Origin of the sequence: Citrobacter sp. MGH110 (assembly GCF_001037515.1) — a bacterium.
In the GTDB taxonomy this organism is placed as follows: domain Bacteria; phylum Pseudomonadota; class Gammaproteobacteria; order Enterobacterales; family Enterobacteriaceae; genus Citrobacter; species Citrobacter portucalensis.
Genome location: NZ_KQ089830.1, coordinates 1,996,687 through 2,021,084, shown reverse-complemented (window position 1 = coordinate 2,021,084; position 24,398 = coordinate 1,996,687). Strand labels below are relative to the sequence as shown.

The following is a 24,398-nucleotide window of genomic DNA, read 5'->3' as shown; positions in this document are numbered from 1 at the left end:
AGCGAAGATGAGTACACTTGAACCTCCGGCACGCGTGGATAAAGCAGGGCGATTCACGCTGTTTATGTCGCGGCTGCAAATGAAGCACGGGCGCAATCTGGTGATCGCGCTGCCGTATGTGTGGCTGCTGCTCCTGTTTCTGCTGCCTTTTCTGATCGTCTTCAAAATCAGTTTGGCTGAAATGGCGCGCGCTATACCTCCCTATACGGACCTCGTTTCATGGGCTGATGATCAGCTATCCATCACGCTCAACTTAGCCAACTTCCTGCAGTTAACGGACGATCCGCTCTATTTCGATGCCTACCTGCAATCGTTACAGGTGGCGGGAATTTCGACAATCTGTTGCCTGCTGCTGGGATACCCGCTGGCATGGGCCGTCGCGCACAGTAAACCCTCAACGCGTAATATTCTGCTGTTGCTGGTGATCCTGCCGTCCTGGACCTCGTTTTTAATTCGCGTATACGCCTGGATGGGGATCCTGAAAAACAACGGCGTGCTGAACAACTTCCTGATGTGGCTGGGCGTCATCGACCAACCGTTGACGATTTTGCACACCAATCTGGCGGTCTACATCGGTATTGTTTACGCCTATTTGCCCTTTATGGTGCTGCCGATTTATACCGCGCTGACCCGTATCGATTACTCGCTGGTGGAAGCGGCGCTGGATTTAGGTGCCCGGCCGCTGAAGACCTTCTTTAGCGTGATTGTGCCGTTGACCAAGGGCGGTATTATCGCCGGGTCAATGCTGGTATTTATTCCGGCTGTTGGCGAGTTTGTGATCCCGGAACTGTTGGGCGGCCCGGATAGCATCATGATTGGCCGTGTGCTTTGGCAGGAGTTTTTCAATAACCGCGACTGGCCGGTGGCTTCTGCTGTCGCCATTATTATGCTGCTGTTACTGATTGTGCCAATCATGTGGTTCCATAAATATCAGCAAAAAAGCGTGGGGGAACACGGATGAATAACTTACCGGTCGTTCGCTCGCCGTGGCGTATTTTTATCCTGGTGCTGGGTTTTACCTTCCTGTATGCGCCGATGCTAATGCTGGTTATCTATTCGTTTAACAGCTCGAAGCTGGTGACGGTATGGGCGGGTTGGTCAACCCGTTGGTATGGTGAGCTTTTCCACGATAGCGCGATGATAAGCGCCGTCGGCATGAGTTTAACGATTGCTGCGGGTGCTGCGACGATGGCGGCAATCCTTGGCACCATCGCCGCCGTGGTAATGGTGCGCTTTGGTCGTTTTCGTGGTTCGAATGGTTTCGCCTTTATGATCACCGCGCCGCTGGTCATGCCGGATGTTATTACCGGTTTGTCGCTGCTGCTGCTGTTTGTTGCGTTGGCTCACGCCATCGGCTGGCCAGCGGATCGCGGCATGCTGACCATCTGGCTGGCGCATGTCACTTTCTGTACGGCATATGTGGCGGTGGTGATTTCTTCACGTTTGCGCGAACTGGATCACTCCATTGAGGAAGCTGCGATGGATCTCGGCGCCACGCCGCTGAAGGTCTTTTTCGTCATCACCCTGCCGATGATTATGCCGGCGGTGATTTCCGGTTGGTTATTAGCCTTCACGCTGTCGCTCGATGATCTGGTTATTGCCAGCTTTGTCTCTGGTCCTGGCGCCACAACGTTACCGATGCTGGTGTTCTCCAGCGTACGTATGGGGGTGAACCCGGAGATCAACGCGCTGGCGACGCTGATCCTTGGTGTGGTAGGAATTATCGGATTTATCGCGTGGTATCTGATGGCGCGAACAGAAAAACAACGGATCCGCGATATCCAACGTGCAAGACGCGGCTGAAAAAACTAAAATCTGCCAACCTGTCTATACGGCGCAGCTGTGGTGGTTGCGCCGTTTTCATGGAAGACGACGCGTTGGGATTTTTTAAGAAATCATCCACATCACATGCTCGCTTAAACGTCCCTGCTTTGGTGCAGGTGGCGGCGCTGGCTATTATCATGATCCGCTGTCTCGATCTGTTGATGATTTTTAATACGCTTGGGTTTCGTGGAACCAGTGAGTTTATTCATCGCAGCGTGCAGACCTGGAATTTGACGCTGGTGTTTCTGGGCAGTCTGGTGCTGCTATTTATCGAAATTTACTGCGCATTTTCGCTGGTAAAAGGACGGAACTGGGCACGCTGGATCTATCTGTTGACCCAGATTATCGCCAGCGTCTATCTGTGGGCTGCTTCGCTGGGCTACGGATACCCAGAACTATTCAGTATTGCGGGGGAGTCCAGACGCGAAATCCTGCATACGCTGGTAATGCAAAAACTGCCGGATATGCTGGTATTGCTGTTACTGTTTGTTCCTGCGTCCAGCAGGCGGTTCTTCCGTTTGCAATAACGTGTATAATATTGGCCCCCTGTTAATTTATAGGTTTTTGTATGCAGTGCGCACTATATGACGCCGAGCGCTGCCGCTCCTGTCAGTGGATAACTCAGCCTGTCGCCGATCAACTCTTCGCTAAAACAGCCGATCTGCAGAATCTGCTTGCCGAGCATCCGGTCGGAGAATGGTGCGCGCCGATCAGTGGTCCGGAAAGCGCGTTTCGTAATAAAGCTAAAATGGTGGTCAGCGGCAGCGTGGAAAAACCGCTGCTGGGAATGCTGCATCGTGACGGTACGCCTGAGGATTTGTGCGACTGTCCGCTCTATCCTGAGTCTTTTGCGCCCGTATTTGCCGCGCTTAAGCCGTTTATCGCTCGGGCGGGGCTGACACCCTATAACGTGGCGCGCAAACGCGGGGAACTGAAATATCTGCTGTTAACGGAAAGCCGGTACGACGGCGGTATGATGCTGCGTTTTGTCCTGCGTTCTGACGCAAAACTGGCACAACTGCGCGCGGCGCTACCCTGGTTGCAGGCACAACTCCCACAGTTAAAAGTGATTACTGCCAATATTCAGCCGGTGCATATGGCGATTATGGAAGGGGAGACCGAAATCTTCCTGACTGAACAACAGGCACTGGCGGAACGCTTTAACGATGTGCCGTTGTGGATCCGCCCGCAGAGCTTTTTCCAGACCAACCCGGTGGTAGCGGGGCAGTTATATGCCACGGCGCGCGACTGGGTGCGTCAGCTTCCGGTTAATCATATGTGGGATCTGTTTTGCGGCGTCGGGGGCTTTGGTCTGCACTGCGCCACACCGCAGATGAAACTGACGGGGATTGAAATCGCGCCAGAAGCGATTACCTGCGCGAAGCAGTCAGCGCAGGAGCTTGGATTGCAGAATCTGCATTTTCAGGCGCTGGATTCAACCCAGTTTGCTACCGCTCAGGGCGAAGTACCTGACCTGGTGCTGGTGAACCCGCCGCGTCGCGGGATTGGAAAGCCGCTGTGCGATTTTCTCTCCCGCATGGCACCGCGTTTTATCATTTATTCCAGCTGTAATGCGCAAACCATGGCGAAGGATATTCGTGAGTTGCCCGGGTATCGCATTGAACGCGTCCAACTTTTCGATATGTTCCCACACACCGCGCACTATGAAGTGTTAATGCTGCTCAGCCGACAATAACTGCCATGCCTGATGGCGCTTCGCTTATCAGGCCTACGGAGATATTCAGGGCTGTAGCAATGTAGGCCGGATAAGGCGCTTGCGCCGCATCCGGCAAATGCAACATGCGAAAAAAAAGCCCGTACTTTCGTACGAGCTCTTCTTAAAATATGGCGGTGAGGCGGGGATTCGAACCCCGGATACGTTGCCGTATACACACTTTCCAGGCGTGCTCCTTCAGCCACTCGGACACCTCACCATATTGTATTGCTGCCTGACCGCTTGGGGGGCAACGGGGCGCTACTATAGGGAGTTGCGCTAAAACGGTCAAGCAGAATTTACGTGTTAACTCTCGTTTGGTTACGCAATATACATATTCCTCCGCCCAGGCAGGCGCGGAGGAAAGGATTAGCGCTGAGAGTCCAGTTTTTCGCCGCTGGTCACGACTTCCTGAGCTTTGCTGTAGCTTTCGATCAGCAACTGATAAGCCGGGAAGACTTTGGTATACACTTCCGCCCATTCGGCGGCGTCTTCACGGTTCCAAGTGCCCTGAATTTCAGAAGCGACTGCGGCGGTATCCATCGGCACGACGCCAGCCTGAACAACACGAGCCAGGGTGATTTCCTGCGCCATTTTGCTGTAAGTACCGGAAGCGTCGATCACAGCGAAAACCTTATAGCCTTCCGCAACCGCGCTGATAGCCGGGAAAGCCATGCACACGCTGGTAATTGTACCGGCGATAATCAGCGTTTTACGACCAGTTGCTTTGACCGCTTTCACGAAGTCTTCGTTATCCCAGGCGTTGATTTCGCCTTTACGCGCCACGTATTGGGCATGCGGCGCATTGGCGTGGATCTCAGGGATCAGCGGGCCGTTAGGTCCCTGCGGTACGGATGCCGTGGTAATCACCGGCATCTTCGCCAGAGTCGCCATTTTAGCCAGCGCGGCGGCACGCGCACGCAGTTCTGGCATTGGCATGTCCCCGACGGTCTGGAACAACCCGCTCTGATGATCGATAAGCAGCATGACGGAATCATTCACATCGATGACCGGACGTGAACCATTAAAGTTTGCAGGACTGGACATATTCTTCTCCTTCGATTCAGATTTGGCCAAAGCGGCCGGAGTTAAAATCGCGTACGGCTTCAGCGATTTCTTGTTTCGTGTTCATTACAAACGGACCGTAACCTACAATCGGCTCGTTCAACGGTTCTCCAGAAAGCAGCAGCACGCTGGCGTCGCTGGAGGCTTCAATATGCAGCGTTTTCCCCTGCTGGCTCAGCACCACCAGTTGCGCTTCGCTGGCAGACGTAGTGCCGTTTACGGTGATATTCCCTTTCAATACCACCAGGGCAGTGCTCCATCCTTCCGGCTGGGACAACGTGAGCTGATGATTACGTTGCAAACGCATATCCCAGACGTTCAGCGGCGAGAAGGTATGTGCCGGGCCTTTTGTATCCTGATAGCTGCCCGCAATCACACGAACGCTCCCTGCTTCATCAGGCAGGGCGACAGTGGGGATCACATCGCTGCTGATGCCCTGGTAACCCGGAACGGCCATTTTGTCTTTTGCTGGCAGATTGACCCACAGCTGTACCATTTCCAGTTCGCCACCCTGACGGGTAAATTCAGGTGAATGGAACTCTTCGTGTAATATTCCTGCTCCTGCGGTCATCCACTGCACGTCGCCGGGGCCGATAATGCCGCCGCGACCGGTTGAATCACGGTGTTCAACTTCGCCGCTGTAAACGATGGTCACCGTCTCAAAACCACGGTGAGGGTGTTCGCCTACGCCGCGTTTTTCGTTACCCGGCGTAAACGTATGTGGACCGGCGTAATCCAGCAGCAGGAACGGACTTAGCTGTTCAGCATGAGACTGGTAAGAAAACATCGAGCGAACCGGAAATCCATCGCCAACCCAGTGCGGGCGAGGTGCGGTGTAGACGCCTGTTACTTGTTTCATATGTGTCTCCTCTGTGGCGTTATCTTGATGTGAATAAGCTTATATTCATGACAGCGAGCTGAGTAGTAGCTAAAATAGTCCTCACTGTCTCATAAATAGGACAATTAGATGACAAAGCCGGATCTCAATGATTTTGCATGGTTTGTGCATGTTGTAGAGGAAGGGGGATTCGCGGCGGCGGGTCGGGCGCTTGATGAACCGAAATCAAAACTAAGCCGACGGATAGCGCAACTGGAAGAGACGCTGGGAGTTCGACTGATTCAGCGAACCACCCGCCAGTTTAACGTGACTGAAGTTGGACAAACCTTTTACGAACACTGTAAGGCGATGCTGGTGGAAGCGCAGGCAGCGCAGGATGCGATTGCCGCGTTACAGGTTGAACCGCGTGGCGTGGTGAAGTTGACGTGTCCGGTCACGCTGCTGCATGTGCATATCGGGCCAATGCTTGCCCGTTTTATGGCGCGTTATCCCGACGTATCAGTGCAACTGGAGGCCACTAACCGCCGCGTGGACGTGGTTGGAGAGGGCCTGGACGTGGCGATTCGCGTCAGGCCCCGACCATTTGAGGATAGCGACCTGGTGATGCGTGTGCTGGCGGACAGGGGACATCGTTTGTATGCCAGCCCGCAGTTAATCGAGCAAATGGGAACGCTACATTCTCCGGCGGAGCTGACGCGTTGGCCTGGCCTGAGTCTGGCGACGGGTAAACATGTGCATCGTTGGGAGTTATTCGGGCCGCAGGGCGCACGTGCGGAGGTGCATTTCACGCCGCGTATGATCACCACCGATATGCTGGCGTTACGTGAAGCCGCAGTTGCCGGTGTGGGGGTAGTTCAACTTCCACAGCTGATGGTAAAAGATCAAGTAGCCGCGGGTGAACTGGTGGCATTGCTCGACGGCTGGGAACCGAAGCGAGAAATAATTCACGCAGTCTTTCCACCACGCAGGGGATTATTGCCGTCAGTACGCACATTAGTGGATTTCTTAACGGAAGAATATGCGCGGATGATTGAGGATTAAATACCTGACCTTGGCCCACAAAAAAGGCCGGTTAAACCGACCTTTTATTATCTGGACGCCATTCGGGCGTTAAAAACAATCAGCGACTACGGAAGACAATGCGGCCTTTGCTCAGGTCGTACGGGGTCAGCTCAACAGTCACTTTGTCGCCCGTCAGGATGCGGATATAGTTTTTACGCATTTTACCGGAGATGTGTGCAGTAACCACGTGACCGTTTTCTAACTCTACGCGGAACATGGTATTAGGTAACGTATCGAGAACGGTACCCTGCATTTCAATATTGTCTTCTTTGGCCATCTAATCCTCTGGGGTATCACTACCGTAATTTGAACCGGCAAGATAATGCCGAAGTTCTTTTAATAAGTAAAGATTTGTGCGTTTAAAACACAGCAAATCGGGTTTGGCGCATTACTCTAACCACACACGGCAAAGCCGCACTTAAAGCGCAACGTGTAAGGGAACGAGGAGATAAACGATAGGCGTTGCCTGACGCGAACTGTTCCTTAACGGCGGCGGGGTAATGGGCTAAACCAACTCTGCGCGACAATTATAACACCCCGACAAAAAATGTGCCGAAAACATTCACCTTTGAGGCGAAAATAACGTCCTGGGAACCCAGAAATGGCTCGGTAGCCGCTGCTGGCGCAGTCTGCTCAGGTGTTCAAGGTACTCCCGACGTGGGGTTTCGACGGCGCCCAGCGAAGCTGTGTGGCTATTTAATACCTGGCAGTCGATTAATTTTCCGCCCTGACGGATAAATTCAGCGCAAAAAACAAGCAGTGCGGTTTTGGACGCATTTTCCTGACGGCTGAACATTGATTCGCCACAAAATAGCGTACCTTGCGCCACGCCATACATACCGCCCACTAATTCATTTTGTCGCCATACTTCAATGGAGTGCGCATGGCCCAGCTCGTGCAGGCGATGGTAGGCGTCCACTACATCATGCGTTATCCAGGTACCTTCTTCCCGGTCGTTGGCGCAGCCTTCAATCACCTGACCGAACGCGTAATTGAGCGTCACGCGATAAGGCGAATTTTTATGAAAGCGTTTCATGCTGCGGCTGAGATGAAATTTCTCGGGCCAAAGAATGGCGCGTGGATCGGGCGACCACCAAAGGATGGGGTCGCCAGGTGAAAACCACGGGAAAATTCCGCGCTGGTAGGCCATTAACAGTCGAGCTGGACTGAGATCGCCGCCAAGCGCCAACAAACCGTTAGGCTCGCGTAAAGCGCCTTCCGGTGAAGGGAAGGCTATAGAATGGCGGGACAATTGCACCAGGCGCATGACAGCGAAACTCCACTACGCGAGTTTGATCGTTCAATAATAGCTTACAGACGTTGCTTAAACTGGTAATAACGCCCCTGCCGGGCTAGCAAATCTGCGTGATTACCTTGCTCAATAATGTGTCCGTTGTCCATCACTATTATTTGATCAAAACGTGACAAGCCGCGCAGACGATGTGTCACCATCAGCACGGTTTTATCGCGCATGACATCGCCAATTAATTCAAGCATTTGGCTTTCTGTTGTGGCATCAAGCCCTTCGGTCGGTTCATCCAGCAGCATCAGTGGGGCATCGTGCAATAAGGCGCGAGCGATAGCCAGACGACGGAGTTCGCCGCCAGAAAGCTGACGACCGCCTTCGCCTAACCAGGCATTGAGTCCATCACCCTCTAGCAGTTTGTCCAGACCGACGCGGCACAGCATTGCGGATAATGTGTCATCACTGGCGTGCGGTGCTGCCAGCAGCAGATTATCGCGAAGCGTCGCGCTGAACAGGTGCACGCGCTGTGGCACGACGCTGATGCTCTGGCGCAGCGCGGCTTCACTGAGGGCTGAAATCGGCTGCTCATTAATCAGAATTTCGCCATGCTGCGGATCCCATGCGCGGGTCAGCAATTGTAGTAACGTTGACTTACCGCAGCCAGTGCGACCGAGAATCGCAATGTGTTCACCGGGCTGAGCCTGCAGCGAAAGGGTGTCGAGCGCTTTTTGTGTTTGCCCCGGATAGCTGAATGAAACATCGCGTAGCGTGAGAGTGACCTGCTCAGAAACTGGAGAACCGGCATCCGGGAAGGTGACTTCTGGCTGCTGTTCGGTCAGTTCGGTGATGCGCAGCGCAGAGGCAATAACCTGTCCGAGATGCTGAAATGCCCCGGTGACGGGTGCCAAAGCTTCAAACGCGGCCAGCGCACAGAAGACAAACAGCGCGATCAGCGCGCCAGGCTGGGTATTGCCACCCACGCCGCCGGAGGCCATCCATAACATCACAACCACTGCCAGTGCGCCGACTAACAGCATGACCGCCTGTGATAGCGCCGTTAATTCAGACTGACGTCGTTGGGCTTCATGCCACTGCAACTCGGTGGCTTCCATTTGGGCGCGGTAACGTTCACTGGCGCCAAAGATGGTCAGTTCAGCCTGGCCCTGCAGCCAGGATGTTAACTGCTGACGATACTGCCCACGTAAATGCGTCAAACTTTGCCCGGTGCTTTTACCTGCCTGATAAAAGAGTGGGGGCAGGATAAATAAGGTCAGCAGCATAATACCGCCGAGAGTGATAGCCAGCGTGAAATCGAGAACGCTTAGCCCCAGCGTGACCACCATGATGACGACAAAAGCGCCCACAAGTGGGGAGAGCACGCGCAAATAGAGATGATCGAGCGTGTCGACATCCGCCACCACGCGGTTAAGCAATTCACCTTGTCCATAACGGGACAGGCCAGCAGGGGAGAGCGGCAGCAGTTTGCTGAAGGTATAAATACGCAAATGTTGCAGCACGCGGAACGTCGCGTCGTGGCTGACCAATCGCTCGAAATAGCGGCCCGCGGTTCGGGTGATTGCCGCACCGCGTACCCCGGCAGCAGGGAGCATATAGTTAAAACTGTAAATCCCGGTGACACCCACCACAGCAGAAGCCGACAGGAACCAGCCGGAAAGCGTCAGCAAACCAATACTTGCCAGCAGTGTGACGATCGCCAGAACGATCCCCAGGGTTAACATCCATTTGTGACGTTTATACAGCGTCAGATAAGGTAGCAAAGCGCGCATTTAAATGTCCTCCTGACGATGAGCCAGTAATGTCGCAAACGCCCCGTTGGCTGCGCTAAGTTCGGCATAAGCGCCTTGTTCAACGATCTGTCCGTCCTGCATCACCCAGATAACGTCCCAGTCGGCAAGATCTTCAAGTTGGTGTGTCACCATCAGCGTGGTCTGGCGGCGTGACGCTGCTTTCAACGCCTGCATCACGCGTTGTTCGCTGTGTGCATCAAGGCTGGCGGCGGGCTCGTCAAGCAGCAACAACTGACATGGATTGAGTAAGGCGCGAGCCACGGCAACGCGCTGCGCTTGTCCGACAGAAAGTCGAGCAGCCTGATCGCCTACTGGTGTATCCACACCCTGTGGCAGAAGTGGTAAAAACTCACTGACCCAGGCGCTGTCGAGTGCGGCTTGCAGCTGTTCTTCGCTGGCATCGGGGCGAGCGAGCAGCACGTTATCGCGTAACGTGGCGGCAGGGAGCTGCGGGTTTTGTCCAACCCAGGACAGCTGTTTGCGCCAGCAATCAGGCGACAGGTCGCGCAGCTCAAAGCCGTTAATCCGCAGCGATCCCTGATAAGAGAGAAAACCGGACAGGACATTGAGCAACGAACTTTTGCCGGAGCCGCTGCGGCCAACCAGCACCGCGCGTTGGCTCGCTGGCAGGGTAAAGTTGAGCGGACCTGCAAGCACTTTACCTTCCGGCGAGGTGATGACCAGATCTTCTGCTTCAATTGAAACTGCGTCTTTTGTTGTCAGCTCAATATCACCACGCTCAGGATGTGCAAGCGGGGTTTCCATGAAGGTTTTCAGACTGTCTGCTGCACCAACGGCTTGTGCTTTGGCGTGATAAAACGTGCCCAGATCGCGCAGGGGTTGGAAAAATTCCGGCGCCAGAATGAGCGCCAGGAAGCCAGCTGCCAATGTGACGCCAGTCCCGTAGTGGCCAAAATCGAGTTCACCGAGGTAGGAAAAACCGAAGTAAACCGCGACCAGTGCGATGGACAGGGAGGTAAAGAACTCAAGGACACCGGATGACAGAAACGCCAGGCGCAGGACTTCCATGGTGCGCTGGCGGAAATCCTGTGACGCTGCGCGGATGCTTTCTGTTTCAGCTTCACCGCGGCCAAAGATTCTTAGCGTTTCCATGCCCCGCAGGCGATCGAGGAAATGGCCACTGAGGCGAGCAAGAGCCTGAAAGTTGCGGCGGTTAGCATCGGCTGCACCCATACCAACCATCGCCATAAATAACGGGATCAACGGGGCAGTTCCAAGCAGAATAAGGGCGGCTACCCAGTTTGACGGGAATACCGCCGCCACGATCAATAAAGGGACGCATACAGCCAGCGCCATTTGCGGCAGATAACGTGCATAGTAATCATGCATGTCATCAATCTGTTCCAGGATTAGCGTAGCCCAGCTCCCGGCTGGTTTGCCTTGTATCCAGGCGGGACCTGCTTGTTGCAGACGGTCAAGCACCTGGCGGCGAATCTCAAAGCGGATATGTTGGCCAGCATGAAACCCGACGCGTTCGCGTAACCAGACGACCCATGCCCGCAGGATGAAAATCAATACCAGCACAATGAAAGGGAGCAGAAGCGCCTCTCTGGGGATATTGTCCATGATCATATGGTCGAGAATTCGGGCCATGAGCCAGGCCTGAGCGACAATTAACAGGCCGCTCACGAACCCCAACAGGCGTGAAATGTTCAGCCATCGTTGGGAAATTACACTTTGCTGTTTTAACCAGCGGGTCAGCTCTTTTTGACGGGTTTTATTCATTGCACGCTTAGCAGGTGAGTTATTGGAATTTTTGGGCAGGACAATGTTACAACGAGGCAAAAATAAAGGCGACTTATAGTCGCCTTTTTTACTTTTGTTACTGATTTGTAAAACTTATTTGCAAGCGTCTGCCAGACCGTCGAGATAACGCTCTGCGTCAAGCGCAGCCATACAACCGGTGCCTGCTGAAGTGATCGCCTGGCGATAAATATGGTCCATCACGTCACCGGCGGCGAATACACCCGGAATGCTGGTTTGGGTGGCGTTACCATGAATCCCGGACTGAACTTTGATGTAGCCATTTTCCAGTTCAAGCTGACCGTCAAAAATGGCGGTATTCGGGCTGTGGCCGATAGCGACAAACAAGCCTGCAACGTCAAGTGACTCGACGTTGTCAGTGTTTTGCGTATCGCGCAGGCGCAGTCCGGTTACGCCCATTTGATCGCCGGTCACTTCTTCCAGTGTGCGGTGGGTATGCAGCACGATGTTGCCGTTTTCGACTTTATCCATCAAACGCTTGATCAGGATTTTCTCGGCGCGGAAGCTGTCGCGACGGTGAATCAAATGCACTTCAGATGCGATATTCGCCAGGTACAGCGCTTCTTCAACAGCAGTGTTGCCGCCGCCGATCACCGCAACTTTTTGGTTACGGTAGAAGAAACCGTCGCAGGTCGCGCAGGCGGAAACGCCACGGCCTTTGAAGGCTTCTTCTGAAGGCAGACCCAGGTAGCGTGCTGACGCACCGGTGGCGATGATTAGTGCGTCACAGGTGTATTCACCGCTGTCGCCGGTCAGACGGAAAGGGCGGTTTTGCAGATCAACTTTGCTGATATGATCAAAAATAATTTCAGTTTCAAATTTGGTCGCATGTTCGTGCATGCGTTCCATCAGCAATGGGCCTGTGAGATCGTGCGGATCGCCAGGCCAGTTCTCCACTTCTGTTGTTGTGGTCAACTGACCACCTTTTTCCATACCGGTAATCAGTACCGGTTGCAGGTTCGCGCGTGCAGCGTAGACCGCAGCGGTATACCCCGCAGGGCCAGAGCCCAGAATAAGAAGTTTACTGTGTTTGGTTGCGCCCATGAGATCCCCATAGTTGTTAGCAGGCAATGAGCAGGATTGTAGGGAATTTACAGGCGTAAAAAAAGAGTATGGCGATTTTGTTAACAATATGTGTAATAGCGGGAACCGATGAACGGCAGAATTAGTCGTAATACTATAACGATTTCTACTTAAAATCGGTCAGTTATAAGGTGATAAAATGACGATTTTCCATCACTGCGAATGAATAACTGGCATGTTGTACTAAAAATCGATGTTTTGCTTTGACAATCCCCTGCTGTTTTGCGAAAACATTCAAGGAAGAAAAAAACTGTGTCATGTATGTGCTGCATAATCATGCATGTAGATACCATGTTTACCGTGTTAGCGAAATCTACGCATGGTGTGGACAGATGCCATTCGTGATGTCGATAGCCGCCGACAGGCAACGGTCTTCTCACCATAAACCCAGACATTGCGAACCGAAAATCCCTCTGGGTTGCGGTTTATTTTGATGGGTAGCGACTCTGAACAGTGATGTTGGTAGAGTCAGGCAGGAGTAGGGAAGGAATACAGAGAGACAATAATAATGGTAGATAGTAAGAAGCGCCCTGGCAAAGATCTCGACCGTATCGATCGTAACATTCTTAATGAGCTGCAAAAGGATGGGCGTATTTCTAACGTCGAGCTTTCTAAACGTGTGGGACTTTCACCAACGCCCTGCCTTGAGCGTGTGCGTCGGTTGGAAAGACAGGGTTTTATTCAGGGCTATACAGCGCTGTTAAACCCGCATTATCTGGATGCATCACTTCTGGTTTTTGTTGAGATTACTCTGAATCGTGGCGCCCCGGATGTGTTTGAACAATTTAACTCTGCAGTACAAAAACTTGAAGAAATTCAAGAGTGTCATTTGGTTTCCGGTGATTTCGACTATTTGCTGAAAACACGCGTACCGGATATGTCGGCATACCGTAAGCTGTTGGGGGAAACCCTGCTGCGTCTGCCTGGCGTGAATGACACACGTACTTATGTAGTAATGGAAGAAGTCAAACAGAGCAATCGTCTGGTAATTAAGACGCGCTAACACGGAACAGGTGCAAAATCGACGCAGTTTGATTACACTCCTGTTAATCCATACAGCAACAGTGCCGGGGCAACCCGGTGCTGTTGTCCGTTTTAGCATCGGGCAGGAAAAGCCCGAAACCTGGAGAGCCGTTTTTGAGCCAGGAATACACTGAAGACAAAGACGTCACATTGACGAAGTTAAGCAGCGGGCGCCGACTTCTGGAAGCGCTACTGATTCTTATTGCCCTTTTTGCCGTCTGGTTGATGGCTGCCTTACTCAGCTTTAACCCTTCGGATCCCAGTTGGTCGCAAACCGCGTGGCATGAGCCTATCCATAATCTGGGTGGAATACCTGGAGCATGGCTGGCGGACACGCTGTTCTTTATTTTTGGCGTCATGGCCTACACCATCCCCGTCATCATTGTCGGTGGCTGCTGGTTTGCCTGGCGACATCAGGCCAGCGACGAATACGTCGATTATTTTGCCGTCTCGCTACGCATTATTGGCGTTCTGGCGCTGATTCTCACTTCCTGCGGGCTGGCCGCAATTAACGCCGATGACATCTGGTATTTCGCCTCTGGCGGCGTGATCGGCAGTCTGCTCAGCACCACGCTACAACCATTGCTGCACAGCAGCGGCGGCACGCTGACGTTGTTGTGCATTTGGGCAGCGGGATTAACGCTGTTCACCGGTTGGTCATGGGTGAGCATTGCGGAAAAACTGGGCGGCTGGTTACTCAATATCCTGACGTTTGCCAGCAACCGTACCCGCCGCGACGATACCTGGGTCGATGACGAAGAATATGAAGACGAAGAAGAGTCTGTCGACGCCGCTGATGGCAAACCCCATGAATCGCGCCGAGCTCGTATCCTGCGCGGTGCGTTAGCGCGCCGTAAACGTCTGGCGGAGAAATTTACCAACCCGCTTGGTCGTCATACCGATGCGGCGCTGTTTTCCGGCAAACGCATGGATGATGAAGACGAAATTGAATACAGCGCCCGTGGCGTGGTTGCCGATCCTAATGATGTGCTGTTTTCCGGTAATCGCGCGACGCTGCCTGTATATGACGAACTTGATCCACTGCTTAACGGCCACTCGGTGACCGAGCCTGTGGCTGCAGCAGCTGCAGCTACAACAGCCGCTCAGGCCTGGAGCGCACCGGTCGATCCGTTACTGCAAACGTCACCCGTGACCAACACTGTTATGGAGCAACCGGTCCCAACTGTGGCCTGGCAACCCGTGCCTGGCCCGCAAGCCGGTGATGCCGCGATTGCACCAGCGCCTGAAGGTTATCCGCAGCCAGCCCAGTACGCGCAACCTCCGGTGCAGCAGCCGTATGAGCCATGGCAACAACCGGTTGTGGAGCAGAGTCCGCAGCCGCAATATTACGCACAGCAGCCCGTTGAACCTGTTTATACGCAGCCTGTCGCGCCGCAGCCGGAACCTGTTTATCAGCCGGAGCCCGTGCTGCAACCTGTCTATCAACAGGATCCGACCTCTCAACAGAACACCGCATTCCAGCAGCCTGGTTATCAGCCGGAGCCTGTGCAGCAACCTGTTTATCAGCAGGATCCAACTTTTCAACAGAGCACTACGTTCCAGCAGCCTGTGGTTGAACAACCAACAGTGGTGGAACCTGAGCCGGTGGTTGAAGAAGTTAAACCGACTCGTCCGCCGCTCTATTACTTTGAAGAAGTCGAAGAGAAACGTGCGCGTGAGCGTGAGCAACTGGCCGCATGGTATCAGCCGATTCCAGAACCTGCTCAGGAGCCTGAGCGTATTAAGCCGTCTACGCCATCTATGCCGACGACTGTATCCATACCACCCGTTGAGTCTGTTGCTGCCGTTGCACCGCTGGCCGCTGGCGTAAAAAGCGCCGCGTTAGGGGCAGGTGCCGCTGCCGCAGCACCTGTCTTTAGCCTTGCAGGCAGCGGTACGCCGCGTCCGCAGGTGAAAGAGGGCATTGGCCCGCAGTTGCCGCGTCCGAATCGTGTGCGCGTGCCTACTCGTCGTGAACTGGCTTCATATGGCATAAAACTGCCGTCACAGCGTATGGCTGAAGAGAAAGCGCGCGAAGAGCAGCTTGATACAGATGCGTACAGTGACGATGAAATGGATGCAATGCAGCAGGACGAGCTGGCACGTCAGTTCGCTCAGTCGCAGCAGCATCGTTATGGCGAAGAGTATCAGGACGATACCCACCAGACTGATGACGAAGATTCAGCCGCAGAAGCGGAACTGGCTCGCCAGTTTGCTTCTTCTCAGCAGCAGCGTTATTCCGGTGAACAGCCTGTCGGAGCGAATCCGTTCTCCCTCGATGACTTTGAATTTTCGCCAATGAAAACACTGGTGGATGAGGGTCCGCATGAGCCGCTGTTTACGCCTGGCATAATGCCGGAGCCCGCGCCGCAGTACCAGGAACCAGTTGCACCGCAGCAGCACTATCAGCAACCGGCGCAGCCAGTTGCACCGCAGCAGCACTATCAGCAACCGGCACAGCCAGTTGCACCACAGCAGCATTATCAGCAACCAGCGCAGCCAGTTGCATCGCAGCAGCACTACCAGCAACCGGTGCAGCCAGTTGCATCGCAGCAGCATTATCAACAGCCAGCGCAGCCAGTTGCACCGCAGCAGCATTATCAGCAGCCAGCGCAGCCTGTTACACCGCCGCCGCAGGATAGTCTGATCCATCCGCTGCTGATGCGTAATGGGGATAGTCGTCCGGCGCACCGTCCAAGCACGCCGCTGCCATCGTTAGATCTGCTCACGCCGCCGCCGAGCGAAGTTGAGCCGATAGATACGTTCGCACTGGAACAAATGGCACGTCTGGTGGAAGCGCGTCTGGCGGATTTCCGCATTAAAGCCGATGTAGTGAACTATTCTCCTGGCCCGGTGATTACCCGCTTTGAGCTTAATCTGGCTCCAGGGGTTAAAGCAGCGCGTATTTCTAACCTGTCACGAGATCTGGCGCGTTCATTGTCGACCGCGGCGGTACGTGTGGTCGAGGTTATTCCAGGCAAACCGTATGTCGGACTGGAGTTACCGAACAAAAAACGTCAAACCGTCTATCTGCGAGAAGTGCTGGATAACGCTAAATTCCGTGATAACTCATCTCCGCTGACTGTGGTGCTGGGCAAAGATATTGCGGGCGAACCGGTGGTGGCCGATCTGGCTAAAATGCCGCACCTGCTGGTGGCAGGGACAACCGGTTCCGGTAAGTCTGTTGGGGTGAACGCCATGATCCTCAGCATGCTGTACAAAGCGCAGCCGGAAGACGTTCGCTTTATCATGATTGACCCGAAAATGCTGGAACTTTCTGTTTATGAAGGTATTCCACATCTGCTGACTGAAGTTGTGACCGACATGAAAGATGCCGCCAATGCCTTGCGTTGGAGCGTCAATGAAATGGAACGTCGCTACAAACTGATGTCGGCGCTTGGCGTGCGTAACCTTGCCGGTTATAACGATAAGATTGCTGAAGCCGCCCGTATGGGACGTCCGATTCCAGACCCATACTGGAAGCCGGGCGACAGCATGGATGTTCAGCATCCGGTGCTGGAAAAACTGCCGTATATCGTGGTGTTGGTGGATGAATTCGCTGACCTGATGATGACCGTTGGCAAAAAGGTGGAAGAACTAATCGCTCGTCTGGCGCAAAAAGCGCGTGCGGCGGGTATCCACCTGGTGCTGGCAACCCAGCGACCGTCAGTTGACGTTATCACTGGTCTGATTAAAGCGAACATCCCGACGCGTATCGCCTTTACAGTGTCCAGTAAAATTGACTCGCGTACCATCCTTGACCAGGGCGGCGCGGAATCGCTGTTGGGTATGGGTGACATGCTTTATTCTGCACCAAACTCGACGATCCCTGTGCGTGTACACGGCGCCTTTGTACGCGATGAAGAAGTTCACGCGGTAGTTCAGGACTGGAAAGCGCGCGGCCGTCCACAATACGTTGATGGCATTACCTCTGACAGCGAAAGCGAAGGCGGCGGTGGCGGCTTTGATGGTGGTGAAGAACTGGATCCGCTGTTCGATCAGGCGGTGAACTTTGTTACTCAGAAACGCAAAGCCTCAATCTCCGGCGTCCAGCGTCAGTTCCGTATCGGTTACAACCGAGCGGCGCGCATCATCGAACAGATGGAAGCGCAGGGAATAGTCAGCGAACAAGGGCATAATGGTAATCGTGAAGTGCTGGCTCCGCCGCCCTTCGAATGATTGCAAAGTTAAGTAATTCAGTATTTTCTACTTTCCTCATGCTGATTTTTGGCCTGAAATGGATAGCAGAGGGATCTCCCCGTTGGGAGTGACGTATTTTGAGGAATAACGATGAAAAGAATCGCAATCACCTGTGCATTACTGTCTAGCTTTGTGGTGAGCAGCGTCTGGGCTGATGCTGCCAGCGACCTGAAAAGCCGTCTGGATAAAGTCAGTAGCTTCCATGCCAGCTTTACTCAGAAGGTCACGGACGGTAGCGGCGCGGCGGTGCAGGAAGGTCAGGGCGACTTATGGGTTAAACGCCCTAATCTGTTTAACTGGCATATGACGCAGCCTGACGAGAGCATTCTGGTTTCCGATGGTAAAACGCTGTGGTTCTTTAACCCGTTTGTTGAGCAGGCGACTGCGACCTGGTTGAAAGACGCTACGGGCAACACGCCGTTTATGCTGATTGCGCGTAACCAGGCCAGCGACTGGCAACAGTACAACATTAAGCAAAACGGCGATGATTTCGTGCTGACGCCAAAAACCAGCAGCGGTAACCTGAAGCAGTTTACTATCAATGTTGGGCGGGACGGGACGATCCATCAGTTCAGTGCCGTTGAGCAAGACGATCAGCGCAGCAGCTATCAGCTGAAATCTCAGCAGAATGGTGCGATTGAACCTTCGAAATTCACCTTTACCCCGCCGCAAGGTGTAACGGTTGACGATCAACGTAAGTAGAGGCGTGTGAGTGAGCAATCTGTCGCTCGACTTTTCTGATAATACCTTTCAGCCACTGGCCGCACGTATGCGGCCAGAAAATTTAGCGCAGTACATCGGCCAGCAGCATCTGCTGGCTGCGGGTAAACCCTTGCCGCGCGCCATCGAGGCCGGGCACCTGCACTCTATGATTTTATGGGGTCCGCCGGGGACGGGGAAAACCACGCTAGCCGAAGTTATTGCCCGTTACGCTAACGCCGATGTTGAACGAATTTCGGCGGTCACGTCTGGTGTAAAAGAAATTCGTGAAGCGATTGAGTGGGCGCGTCAGAATCGTAACGCGGGTCGACGTACGATCCTGTTCGTGGACGAAGTTCACCGTTTTAATAAAAGCCAACAGGATGCGTTTTTACCGCATATTGAAGACGGTACCATCACGTTTATTGGCGCTACCACTGAAAATCCCTCGTTTGAACTGAACTCGGCACTGTTGTCGCGGGCGCGTGTTTATTTACTGAAATCGTTAACCACCGACGATATTGAACAGGTGCTGGACCAGGCGATGTCAGATAAAGCCCGGGGTTACGGCGGCCAGGATATCGTACTGCCACCAGAGACGCGTCGGGCGATTGCCGAACTGGTTAATGGTGACGCACGGCGAGCGCTGAATACGCTGGAAATGATGGCCGATATGGCCGAAGTTGATGATTCTGGCAAGCGCGTATTGAAACCAGAATTGCTCACTGAAATTGCCGGTGAACGCAGCGCACGCTTCGATAATAAAGGCGATCGTTTTTACGATCTCATCTCCGCATTACACAAATCGGTTCGCGGCAGCGCCCCGGATGCGGCACTTTATTGGTATGCGCGCATCATTAGTGCAGGCGGTGACCCGCTGTATGTTGCCCGTCGCTGTCTGGCCATTGCCTCTGAAGATGTCGGCAATGCCGACCCTCGCGCCATGCAGGTGGCAATTTCCGCATGGGACTGCTTTACCCGCGTGGGACCCGCGGAAGGTGAACGAGCGATTGCTCAGGCGATTGTTTATCTGGCCTGCGCGCCGAAAAGTAATGCGGTTTACACCGCCTTCAAAGCCGCGCTGGCTGATGCCCGCGAACGTCCGGATTACGACGTGCCGGTCCACCTGCGCAATGCGCCAACTAAGCTGATGAAAGAAATGGGCTATGGTCAGGAGTATCGTTACGCCCATGATGAACCAAATGCCTATGCCGCCGGAGAAGAGTACTTCCCGCAGGAAATGGCACAAACGCGCTATTATCACCCCACAAACAGAGGTCTTGAAGGCAAGATTGGCGAAAAGCTCGCCTGGCTCGCCGGACAGGATCAAAATAGCCCTATAAAACGCTACCGTTAGTGTTATCGTTGCGGTAATGTTGTCTCTGTATCCCTGTGACCGCAGGCTGTGGTCACTTTCTCCTATTTTAATTCGATAAGCACAGGATAAGCATGCTCGATCCCAATCTGCTGCGTAATGAGCCAGACGCAGTCGCAGAAAAACTGGCAAGCCGGGGCTTTAAGCTGGATGTAGATAAGCTGCGCGCTCTTGAAGAGCGTCGTAAAGTTCTGCAGGTACAAACTGAAAACCTGCAGGCAGAGCGTAACTCTCGATCGAAATCCATCGGCCAGGCAAAAGCGCGCGGGGAAGATATCGAGTCTTTACGTCTGGAAGTGAACAAACTGGGCGAAGAGCTGGATGCCGCGAAAGCTGAACTTGATACCTTACAGGCCGAGATCCGCGACATTGCGCTGACCATTCCTAACCTGCCAGCGGACGACGTTCCGGTGGGTAAAGATGAAAATGACAACGTTGAAGTCAGCCGTTGGGGGACGCCACGTGAGTTTGATTTCGAAGTGCGCGATCACGTTACCCTGGGTGAAATGCACACAGGTCTTGATTTTGCCGCTGCGGTTAAGCTGACCGGCTCTCGTTTCGTCGTGATGAAAGGGCAGATCGCGCGCATGCACCGTGCGCTGTCTCAGTTCATGCTGGATCTGCATACCGAACAGCATGGTTACAGCGAAAACTACGTTCCGTATCTGGTTAACCATGACACGCTGTACGGAACAGGGCAACTGCCGAAATTTGCTGGCGATCTGTTCCACACCCGTCCTCTGGATGAAGAAGCTGACAGCAGCAACTATGCGCTGATCCCAACGGCAGAAGTTCCGCTGACCAACCTGGTTCGCGACGAAATCATTGACGAAGATGCGCTGCCGATCAAAATGACCGCGCATACGCCGTGCTTCCGTTCTGAAGCAGGTTCTTACGGTCGTGATACCCGTGGTCTGATCCGTATGCACCAGTTCGATAAAGTTGAAATGGTGCAGATCGTTCGCCCGGAAGACTCTATGGACGCGCTGGAAGAGATGACCGGCCATGCTGAGAAGGTTCTTCAGCTGCTGGGCCTGCCGTACCGTAAGATCGTCCTGTGCACAGGCGACATGGGCTTCGGCGCATGCAAAACGTACGATCTGGAAGTGTGGATCCCGGCGCAGAACACCTATCGCGAAATCTCCTCTTGCTCCAACGTGTGGGATTTCCAGGCTCGTCGTATGCAGGCGCGTTGCCGCAGCAAATCCGACAAAAAGACCCGTTTAGTACATACGCTGAACGGTTCCGGTCTGGCGGTTGGACGTACGCTGGTTGCGGTGATGGAAAACTATCAGCAGGCTGATGGCCGTATTCAGGTTCCGGAAGTGTTACGTCCGTACATGAATGGCCTGGAATTTATCGGCTAAGCTGCCTTTCTTTGCTAAAAAAGCGCCTCAGGGCGCTTTTTTTATGCCCGTTTGACGTCGGACAATAACGCCTACCTCCATAGGAGTAATACTGCCTTCGAATGAAAGTCAGTATTTATCTCTGTCTTTTCGCAAATTCAGTATCTACCAGTCTGTATATTGATATTAACGCTATATAAAAATCTATATAACGAGTATTTCTCTTTTGTTTATTGTGAGCAGCAGAGTGAGCCACTATGAAAACTAAGATCCCCGATGCCATGCTGGCAGCTGAGGTTAGTCGCCGAGGTTTGGTGAAAACGACGGCGATAGGCGGACTGGCGGTGGCCAGTAGCGCGTTTACCCTGCCATTTACCCGTATTGCAAATGCTGCAGAAGCCCTTAATCCGACACAGGCCAATGAGAAAGTCATATGGAGCGCGTGTACGGTGAACTGTGGTAGCCGCTGTCCTCTGCGTATGCACGTGGTAGACGGTGAAATAAAGTATGTTGAAACCGACAACACCGGTGATGACAACTATGACGGCTTGCACCAGGTCCGCGCCTGTCTGCGTGGTCGCTCCATGCGTCGTCGCGTTTATAATCCCGACCGGCTGAAATACCCGATGAAACGCGTCGGCAAACGTGGAGAAGGCAAATTTGAGCGCATCAGTTGGGATGAAGCCTACGACATCATTGCCAGCAATATGCAGCGTCTTATTAAAGACTACGGCAACGAGTCTATCTACCTGAACTACGGCACGGGTACGCTGGGCGGCACCATGACGCGCTCGTGGCCGCCGGGTAAAACGCTGGTGGCACGGTTGATGAACTGCTGCGGCGGCTACCTTAACCACTACGGTGACTACTCTTCAGCGCAAATCGCTGCCGGGTTGAATTACACCTACGGCGGCTGGGCTGACGGTAACAGCCCGTCCGACATTGAAAACAGCAAGCTGGTGGTTCTGTTCGGGAATAACCCTGGTGAAACCCGTATGAGCGGGGGTGGGGTAACCTATTACCTTGAACAGGCGCGACAAAAATCCAATGCCCGCATGATCATTATCGATCCCCGCTACACGGATACCGGCGCGGGTCGTGAAGATGAGTGGATCCCGATCCGCCCAGGTACCGATGCGGCGCTGGTGAATGGTCTGGCGTATGTGCTGATCACCGAAAACATGGTTGATCAACCGTTCCTTGATAAATACTGCGTGGGTTACGACGAGAAAACCTTACCGGCCGACGCACCGAAAAACGGTCACTATAAGGCGTATATTCTTGGGCAGGGCAAAGACGGTATCGCCAAGACCCCGGAATGGGCAGCGCAAATTACCGGTATTCCTGCTGATCGAATCGTCAAACTGGCACGTGAAATCGGTAGTGCTAAACCGGCATATATCAGTCAGGGGTGGGGACCGCAGCGTCATGCTAACGGTGAAATAGCGACCCGTGCCATTTCTATGCTGGCAATCCTTACCGGTAACGTTGGGATTAACGGCGGCAACAGCGGGGCGCGTGAGGGCTCATACAGTTTGCCGTTTGAACGTATGCCTACGCTGGAAAACCCAGTCGAAACCAGCATCTCTATGTTTATGTGGACGGACGCCATTGAGCGAGGTCCGGAGATGACGGCGCTGCGTGACGGTGTTCGTGGCAAAGATAAGCTCGATGTTCCGATTAAGATGATCTGGAACTATGCCGGTAACTGTCTGATTAACCAGCACTCTGATATCAACCGCACACATGAAATCCTACAGGATGATAAGAAGTGCGAGATGATCGTTGTCATCGACTGTCATATGACCTCCTCGGCGAAATACGCGGATATTTTGCTGCCGGACTGCACCGCTTCGGAGCAGATGGACTTCGCACTGGATGCCTCCTGCGGAAATATGTCGTATGTGATTTTCACCAATCAGGCGATCAAACCACGCTTCGAATGCAAGACTATCTACCAGATGACCAGCGAGCTAGCGAAACGCCTTGGTGTTGAGCAGCAGTTTACAGAAGGTCGTACTCAGGAAGAGTGGATGCGTCATCTGTACGAGCAGTCGCGCAAAGCCATTCCTGAACTGCCAACGTTTGAAGAATTCCGCAAGCAGGGGATCTTTAAACAGCGCGACCCGCAGGGACATCACGTGGCCTACAAGGCGTTCCGTGAGGATCCTAACGCCAATCCGCTGACCACGCCGTCAGGTAAGATCGAAATTTATTCGCAGCAGCTTGCCGAGATCGCGTCCACCTGGGAACTGCCGGAAGGTGATGTGATTGATCCACTGCCGATTTATACCCCAGGCTTTGAGAGCTTAAACGATCCGCTGGTGGAGAAATTCCCTCTGCAGTTGACTGGCTTCCACTATAAGTCTCGCGTCCACTCGACCTATGGCAACGTGGATGTTCTGAAAGCATCCTGCCGCCAGGAAATGTGGATCAACCCGATGGATGCCCAGCGACGCGGCATTAACAACGGCGACAAGGTGCGCATCTTTAACGATCGTGGTGAAGTGCACATCGAGGCGAAAGTAACGCCGCGTATGATGCCTGGCGTGGTGGCATTGGGCGAAGGGGCGTGGTATGACCCGGACGCAAAACGAGTGGACCAGGGCGGTTGTATTAACGTCCTGACGACCCAGCGTCCGTCTCCTCTCGCGAAGGGGAACCCATCACACACGAACCTTGTTCAGGTTGAAAAGGTGTAAGGAGTAACCGATGACAACCCAGTATGGATTTTTTATTGATTCCAGCCGTTGCACCGGTTGCAAAACCTGCGAACTGGCGTGCAAAGATTTCAAAAATTTAACCCCTGAAGTCAGCTTCCGCCGCATTTATGAGTACGCGGGCGGTGACTGGCAGGAAGACAACGGCGTCTGGCATCAGAACGTCTTTGCCTATTACCTCTCCATTGCGTGTAACCACTGTGAAGACCCGGCCTGTACCAAGGTGTGTCCGAGCGGTGCGATGCACAAACGTGAAGATGGTTTTGTCGTTGTCGATGAAGATGTGTGCATCGGCTGCCGCTATTGCCACATGGCCTGTCCTTACGGCGCACCACAGTATAATGCTGACAAAGGGCACATGACCAAATGCGATGGCTGCCATGAGCGCGTCGCTGAAGGTAAGAAACCTATTTGCGTCGAGTCCTGTCCACTGCGTGCGCTGGATTTTGGCCCAATTGATGAACTGCGCAAAAAACACGGTACTTTGGCTGCGGTTGCGCCACTGCCGGGCGCGCACTTTACCAAACCGAGCATTGTCATCAAACCTAACGCCAATAGCCGCCCGACCGGGGATACCACAGGTTATCTGGCTAATCCGAAGGAGGTGTAA

The 24,398-nt window shown here is 53.6% G+C and carries 19 protein-coding genes and 1 tRNA gene; 12 read left to right on the top strand and 8 right to left on the bottom strand.

The window, feature by feature from the left end; all coding sequences use genetic code 11:
* Positions 1–7 precede the first annotated feature (7 nt).
* Genes potH through rlmC form a run of 4 tightly spaced genes read left to right on the top strand, consistent with a single transcriptional unit; the run spans position 8 to position 3,520 of the window.
* A complete protein-coding gene (gene potH / locus SK38_RS09690; protein ID WP_048235737.1) occupies positions 8–961 on the top strand; it encodes a putrescine ABC transporter permease PotH in 954 nt (317 codons plus the stop codon).
* Complete coding sequence (gene potI / locus SK38_RS09685) at positions 958–1,803, top strand: putrescine ABC transporter permease PotI (RefSeq protein WP_003831669.1); 846 nt, start codon at positions 958–960, stop codon at positions 1,801–1,803. The genes potH and potI overlap by 4 nt, the downstream gene beginning before the upstream one ends.
* A gap of 59 nt (positions 1,804–1,862) precedes the next feature.
* On the top strand, positions 1,863–2,351 hold the full coding sequence (locus SK38_RS09680) for a YbjO family protein (protein WP_003035378.1): 489 nt from the start codon (positions 1,863–1,865) through the stop codon (positions 2,349–2,351).
* Between the two features lie 41 nt (positions 2,352–2,392).
* A complete protein-coding gene (rlmC, locus tag SK38_RS09675) occupies positions 2,393–3,520 on the top strand; it encodes a 23S rRNA (uracil(747)-C(5))-methyltransferase RlmC (protein ID WP_048235735.1) in 1,128 nt (375 codons plus the stop codon).
* A 150-nt stretch (positions 3,521–3,670) separates the two neighbouring features.
* Here rlmC and SK38_RS09670 read toward each other — a convergent pair.
* From SK38_RS09670 to SK38_RS09660, 3 genes are all read right to left on the bottom strand, one after another.
* Positions 3,671–3,758 (bottom strand) — tRNA-Ser (locus SK38_RS09670).
* A gap of 149 nt (positions 3,759–3,907) precedes the next feature.
* Positions 3,908–4,585, bottom strand: coding sequence for an isochorismatase family protein (locus tag SK38_RS09665; RefSeq protein ID WP_003831673.1), 678 nt, complete (start codon positions 4,583–4,585; stop codon positions 3,908–3,910).
* A gap of 16 nt (positions 4,586–4,601) precedes the next feature.
* Entirely contained in the window at positions 4,602–5,462 is an 861-nt protein-coding gene (locus SK38_RS09660; protein ID WP_003831674.1) for a pirin family protein, read from the bottom strand.
* 108 nt (positions 5,463–5,570) lie between these two features.
* On the opposite strand from SK38_RS09660, the gene SK38_RS09655 reads away from it, so the two are divergent.
* Complete coding sequence (locus tag SK38_RS09655) at positions 5,571–6,482, top strand: LysR family transcriptional regulator (protein ID WP_048235733.1); 912 nt, start codon at positions 5,571–5,573, stop codon at positions 6,480–6,482.
* A gap of 79 nt (positions 6,483–6,561) precedes the next feature.
* Here the strand turns inward: SK38_RS09655 and infA are convergent, their stop codons facing one another.
* The 5 genes from infA to trxB form a co-directional block, all read right to left on the bottom strand.
* Positions 6,562–6,780, bottom strand: coding sequence for a translation initiation factor IF-1 (gene infA / locus SK38_RS09650; protein WP_002211347.1), 219 nt, complete (start codon positions 6,778–6,780; stop codon positions 6,562–6,564).
* A 285-nt stretch (positions 6,781–7,065) separates the two neighbouring features.
* Positions 7,066–7,770: a leucyl/phenylalanyl-tRNA--protein transferase gene (gene aat / locus SK38_RS09645; RefSeq protein WP_048235731.1), complete on the bottom strand. Its 705-nt coding sequence runs from the start codon at positions 7,768–7,770 to the stop codon at positions 7,066–7,068.
* Between the two features lie 44 nt (positions 7,771–7,814).
* On the bottom strand, positions 7,815–9,536 hold the full coding sequence (gene cydC / locus SK38_RS09640) for a heme ABC transporter ATP-binding protein/permease CydC (protein ID WP_048225901.1): 1,722 nt from the start codon (positions 9,534–9,536) through the stop codon (positions 7,815–7,817).
* Positions 9,537–11,303: a heme ABC transporter permease/ATP-binding protein CydD gene (gene cydD / locus SK38_RS09635; RefSeq protein WP_048235729.1), complete on the bottom strand. Its 1,767-nt coding sequence runs from the start codon at positions 11,301–11,303 to the stop codon at positions 9,537–9,539. It lies immediately after the preceding gene.
* Between the two features lie 114 nt (positions 11,304–11,417).
* Positions 11,418–12,386: a thioredoxin-disulfide reductase gene (gene trxB / locus SK38_RS09630; RefSeq protein ID WP_003831889.1), complete on the bottom strand. Its 969-nt coding sequence runs from the start codon at positions 12,384–12,386 to the stop codon at positions 11,418–11,420.
* Positions 12,387–12,933: 547 nt separating this feature from the next.
* Between trxB and lrp the strand changes: the two genes are divergently transcribed.
* From lrp to dmsB, 7 genes are all read left to right on the top strand, one after another.
* Positions 12,934–13,428 carry a leucine-responsive transcriptional regulator Lrp gene (lrp, locus tag SK38_RS09625; RefSeq protein WP_002439523.1) on the top strand — a complete coding sequence of 165 codons (495 nt, stop codon included), beginning with the start codon at positions 12,934–12,936 and terminating at the stop codon, positions 13,426–13,428.
* A gap of 134 nt (positions 13,429–13,562) precedes the next feature.
* Entirely contained in the window at positions 13,563–17,627 is a 4,065-nt protein-coding gene (ftsK, locus tag SK38_RS09620; RefSeq protein ID WP_048235728.1) for a DNA translocase FtsK, read from the top strand.
* 111 nt (positions 17,628–17,738) lie between these two features.
* Positions 17,739–18,350 carry an outer membrane lipoprotein periplasmic chaperone LolA gene (gene lolA, locus SK38_RS09615; RefSeq protein ID WP_003831898.1) on the top strand — a complete coding sequence of 204 codons (612 nt, stop codon included), beginning with the start codon at positions 17,739–17,741 and terminating at the stop codon, positions 18,348–18,350.
* A gap of 10 nt (positions 18,351–18,360) precedes the next feature.
* Entirely contained in the window at positions 18,361–19,704 is a 1,344-nt protein-coding gene (gene rarA, locus SK38_RS09610; protein WP_048235726.1) for a replication-associated recombination protein RarA, read from the top strand.
* Between the two features lie 92 nt (positions 19,705–19,796).
* Positions 19,797–21,089 (top strand): serine--tRNA ligase, encoded by a 1,293-nt coding sequence (gene serS / locus SK38_RS09605; RefSeq protein ID WP_048214580.1) that lies wholly within the window; start codon positions 19,797–19,799, stop codon positions 21,087–21,089.
* A 236-nt stretch (positions 21,090–21,325) separates the two neighbouring features.
* The gene (gene dmsA, locus SK38_RS09600; RefSeq protein ID WP_048235725.1) at positions 21,326–23,770 is read left to right on the top strand and encodes a dimethylsulfoxide reductase subunit A; all 2,445 of its coding nucleotides are present in this window, start codon (positions 21,326–21,328) and stop codon (positions 23,768–23,770) included.
* Between the two features lie 10 nt (positions 23,771–23,780).
* Positions 23,781–24,398: a dimethylsulfoxide reductase iron-sulfur subunit DmsB gene (gene dmsB, locus SK38_RS09595; protein ID WP_003831905.1), complete on the top strand. Its 618-nt coding sequence runs from the start codon at positions 23,781–23,783 to the stop codon at positions 24,396–24,398.

What these genes read in the sequence shown, in the direction of transcription:
- potH (WP_048235737.1), top strand. Translation starts at nt 8, where the DNA reads ATGAGTACACTTGAACCTCCGGCACGCGTGGATAAAGCAGGGCGATTC.
- rlmC (WP_048235735.1), top strand. Translation starts at nt 2,393, where the DNA reads ATGCAGTGCGCACTATATGACGCCGAGCGCTGCCGCTCCTGTCAGTGG.
- lrp (WP_002439523.1), top strand. Translation starts at nt 12,934, where the DNA reads ATGGTAGATAGTAAGAAGCGCCCTGGCAAAGATCTCGACCGTATCGAT.
- infA (WP_002211347.1), bottom strand. Translation starts at nt 6,780, where the DNA reads ATGGCCAAAGAAGACAATATTGAAATGCAGGGTACCGTTCTCGATACG.
- cydD (WP_048235729.1), bottom strand. Translation starts at nt 11,303, where the DNA reads ATGAATAAAACCCGTCAAAAAGAGCTGACCCGCTGGTTAAAACAGCAA.
- trxB (WP_003831889.1), bottom strand. Translation starts at nt 12,386, where the DNA reads ATGGGCGCAACCAAACACAGTAAACTTCTTATTCTGGGCTCTGGCCCT.
- SK38_RS09660 (WP_003831674.1), bottom strand. Translation starts at nt 5,462, where the DNA reads ATGAAACAAGTAACAGGCGTCTACACCGCACCTCGCCCGCACTGGGTT.
- SK38_RS09665 (WP_003831673.1), bottom strand. Translation starts at nt 4,585, where the DNA reads ATGTCCAGTCCTGCAAACTTTAATGGTTCACGTCCGGTCATCGATGTG.
- lolA (WP_003831898.1), top strand. Translation starts at nt 17,739, where the DNA reads ATGAAAAGAATCGCAATCACCTGTGCATTACTGTCTAGCTTTGTGGTG.
- potI (WP_003831669.1), top strand. Translation starts at nt 958, where the DNA reads ATGAATAACTTACCGGTCGTTCGCTCGCCGTGGCGTATTTTTATCCTG.
- dmsB (WP_003831905.1), top strand. Translation starts at nt 23,781, where the DNA reads ATGACAACCCAGTATGGATTTTTTATTGATTCCAGCCGTTGCACCGGT.
- cydC (WP_048225901.1), bottom strand. Translation starts at nt 9,536, where the DNA reads ATGCGCGCTTTGCTACCTTATCTGACGCTGTATAAACGTCACAAATGG.
- SK38_RS09655 (WP_048235733.1), top strand. Translation starts at nt 5,571, where the DNA reads ATGACAAAGCCGGATCTCAATGATTTTGCATGGTTTGTGCATGTTGTA.
- serS (WP_048214580.1), top strand. Translation starts at nt 19,797, where the DNA reads ATGCTCGATCCCAATCTGCTGCGTAATGAGCCAGACGCAGTCGCAGAA.
- aat (WP_048235731.1), bottom strand. Translation starts at nt 7,770, where the DNA reads ATGCGCCTGGTGCAATTGTCCCGCCATTCTATAGCCTTCCCTTCACCG.
- dmsA (WP_048235725.1), top strand. Translation starts at nt 21,326, where the DNA reads ATGAAAACTAAGATCCCCGATGCCATGCTGGCAGCTGAGGTTAGTCGC.
- SK38_RS09680 (WP_003035378.1), top strand. Translation starts at nt 1,863, where the DNA reads ATGGAAGACGACGCGTTGGGATTTTTTAAGAAATCATCCACATCACAT.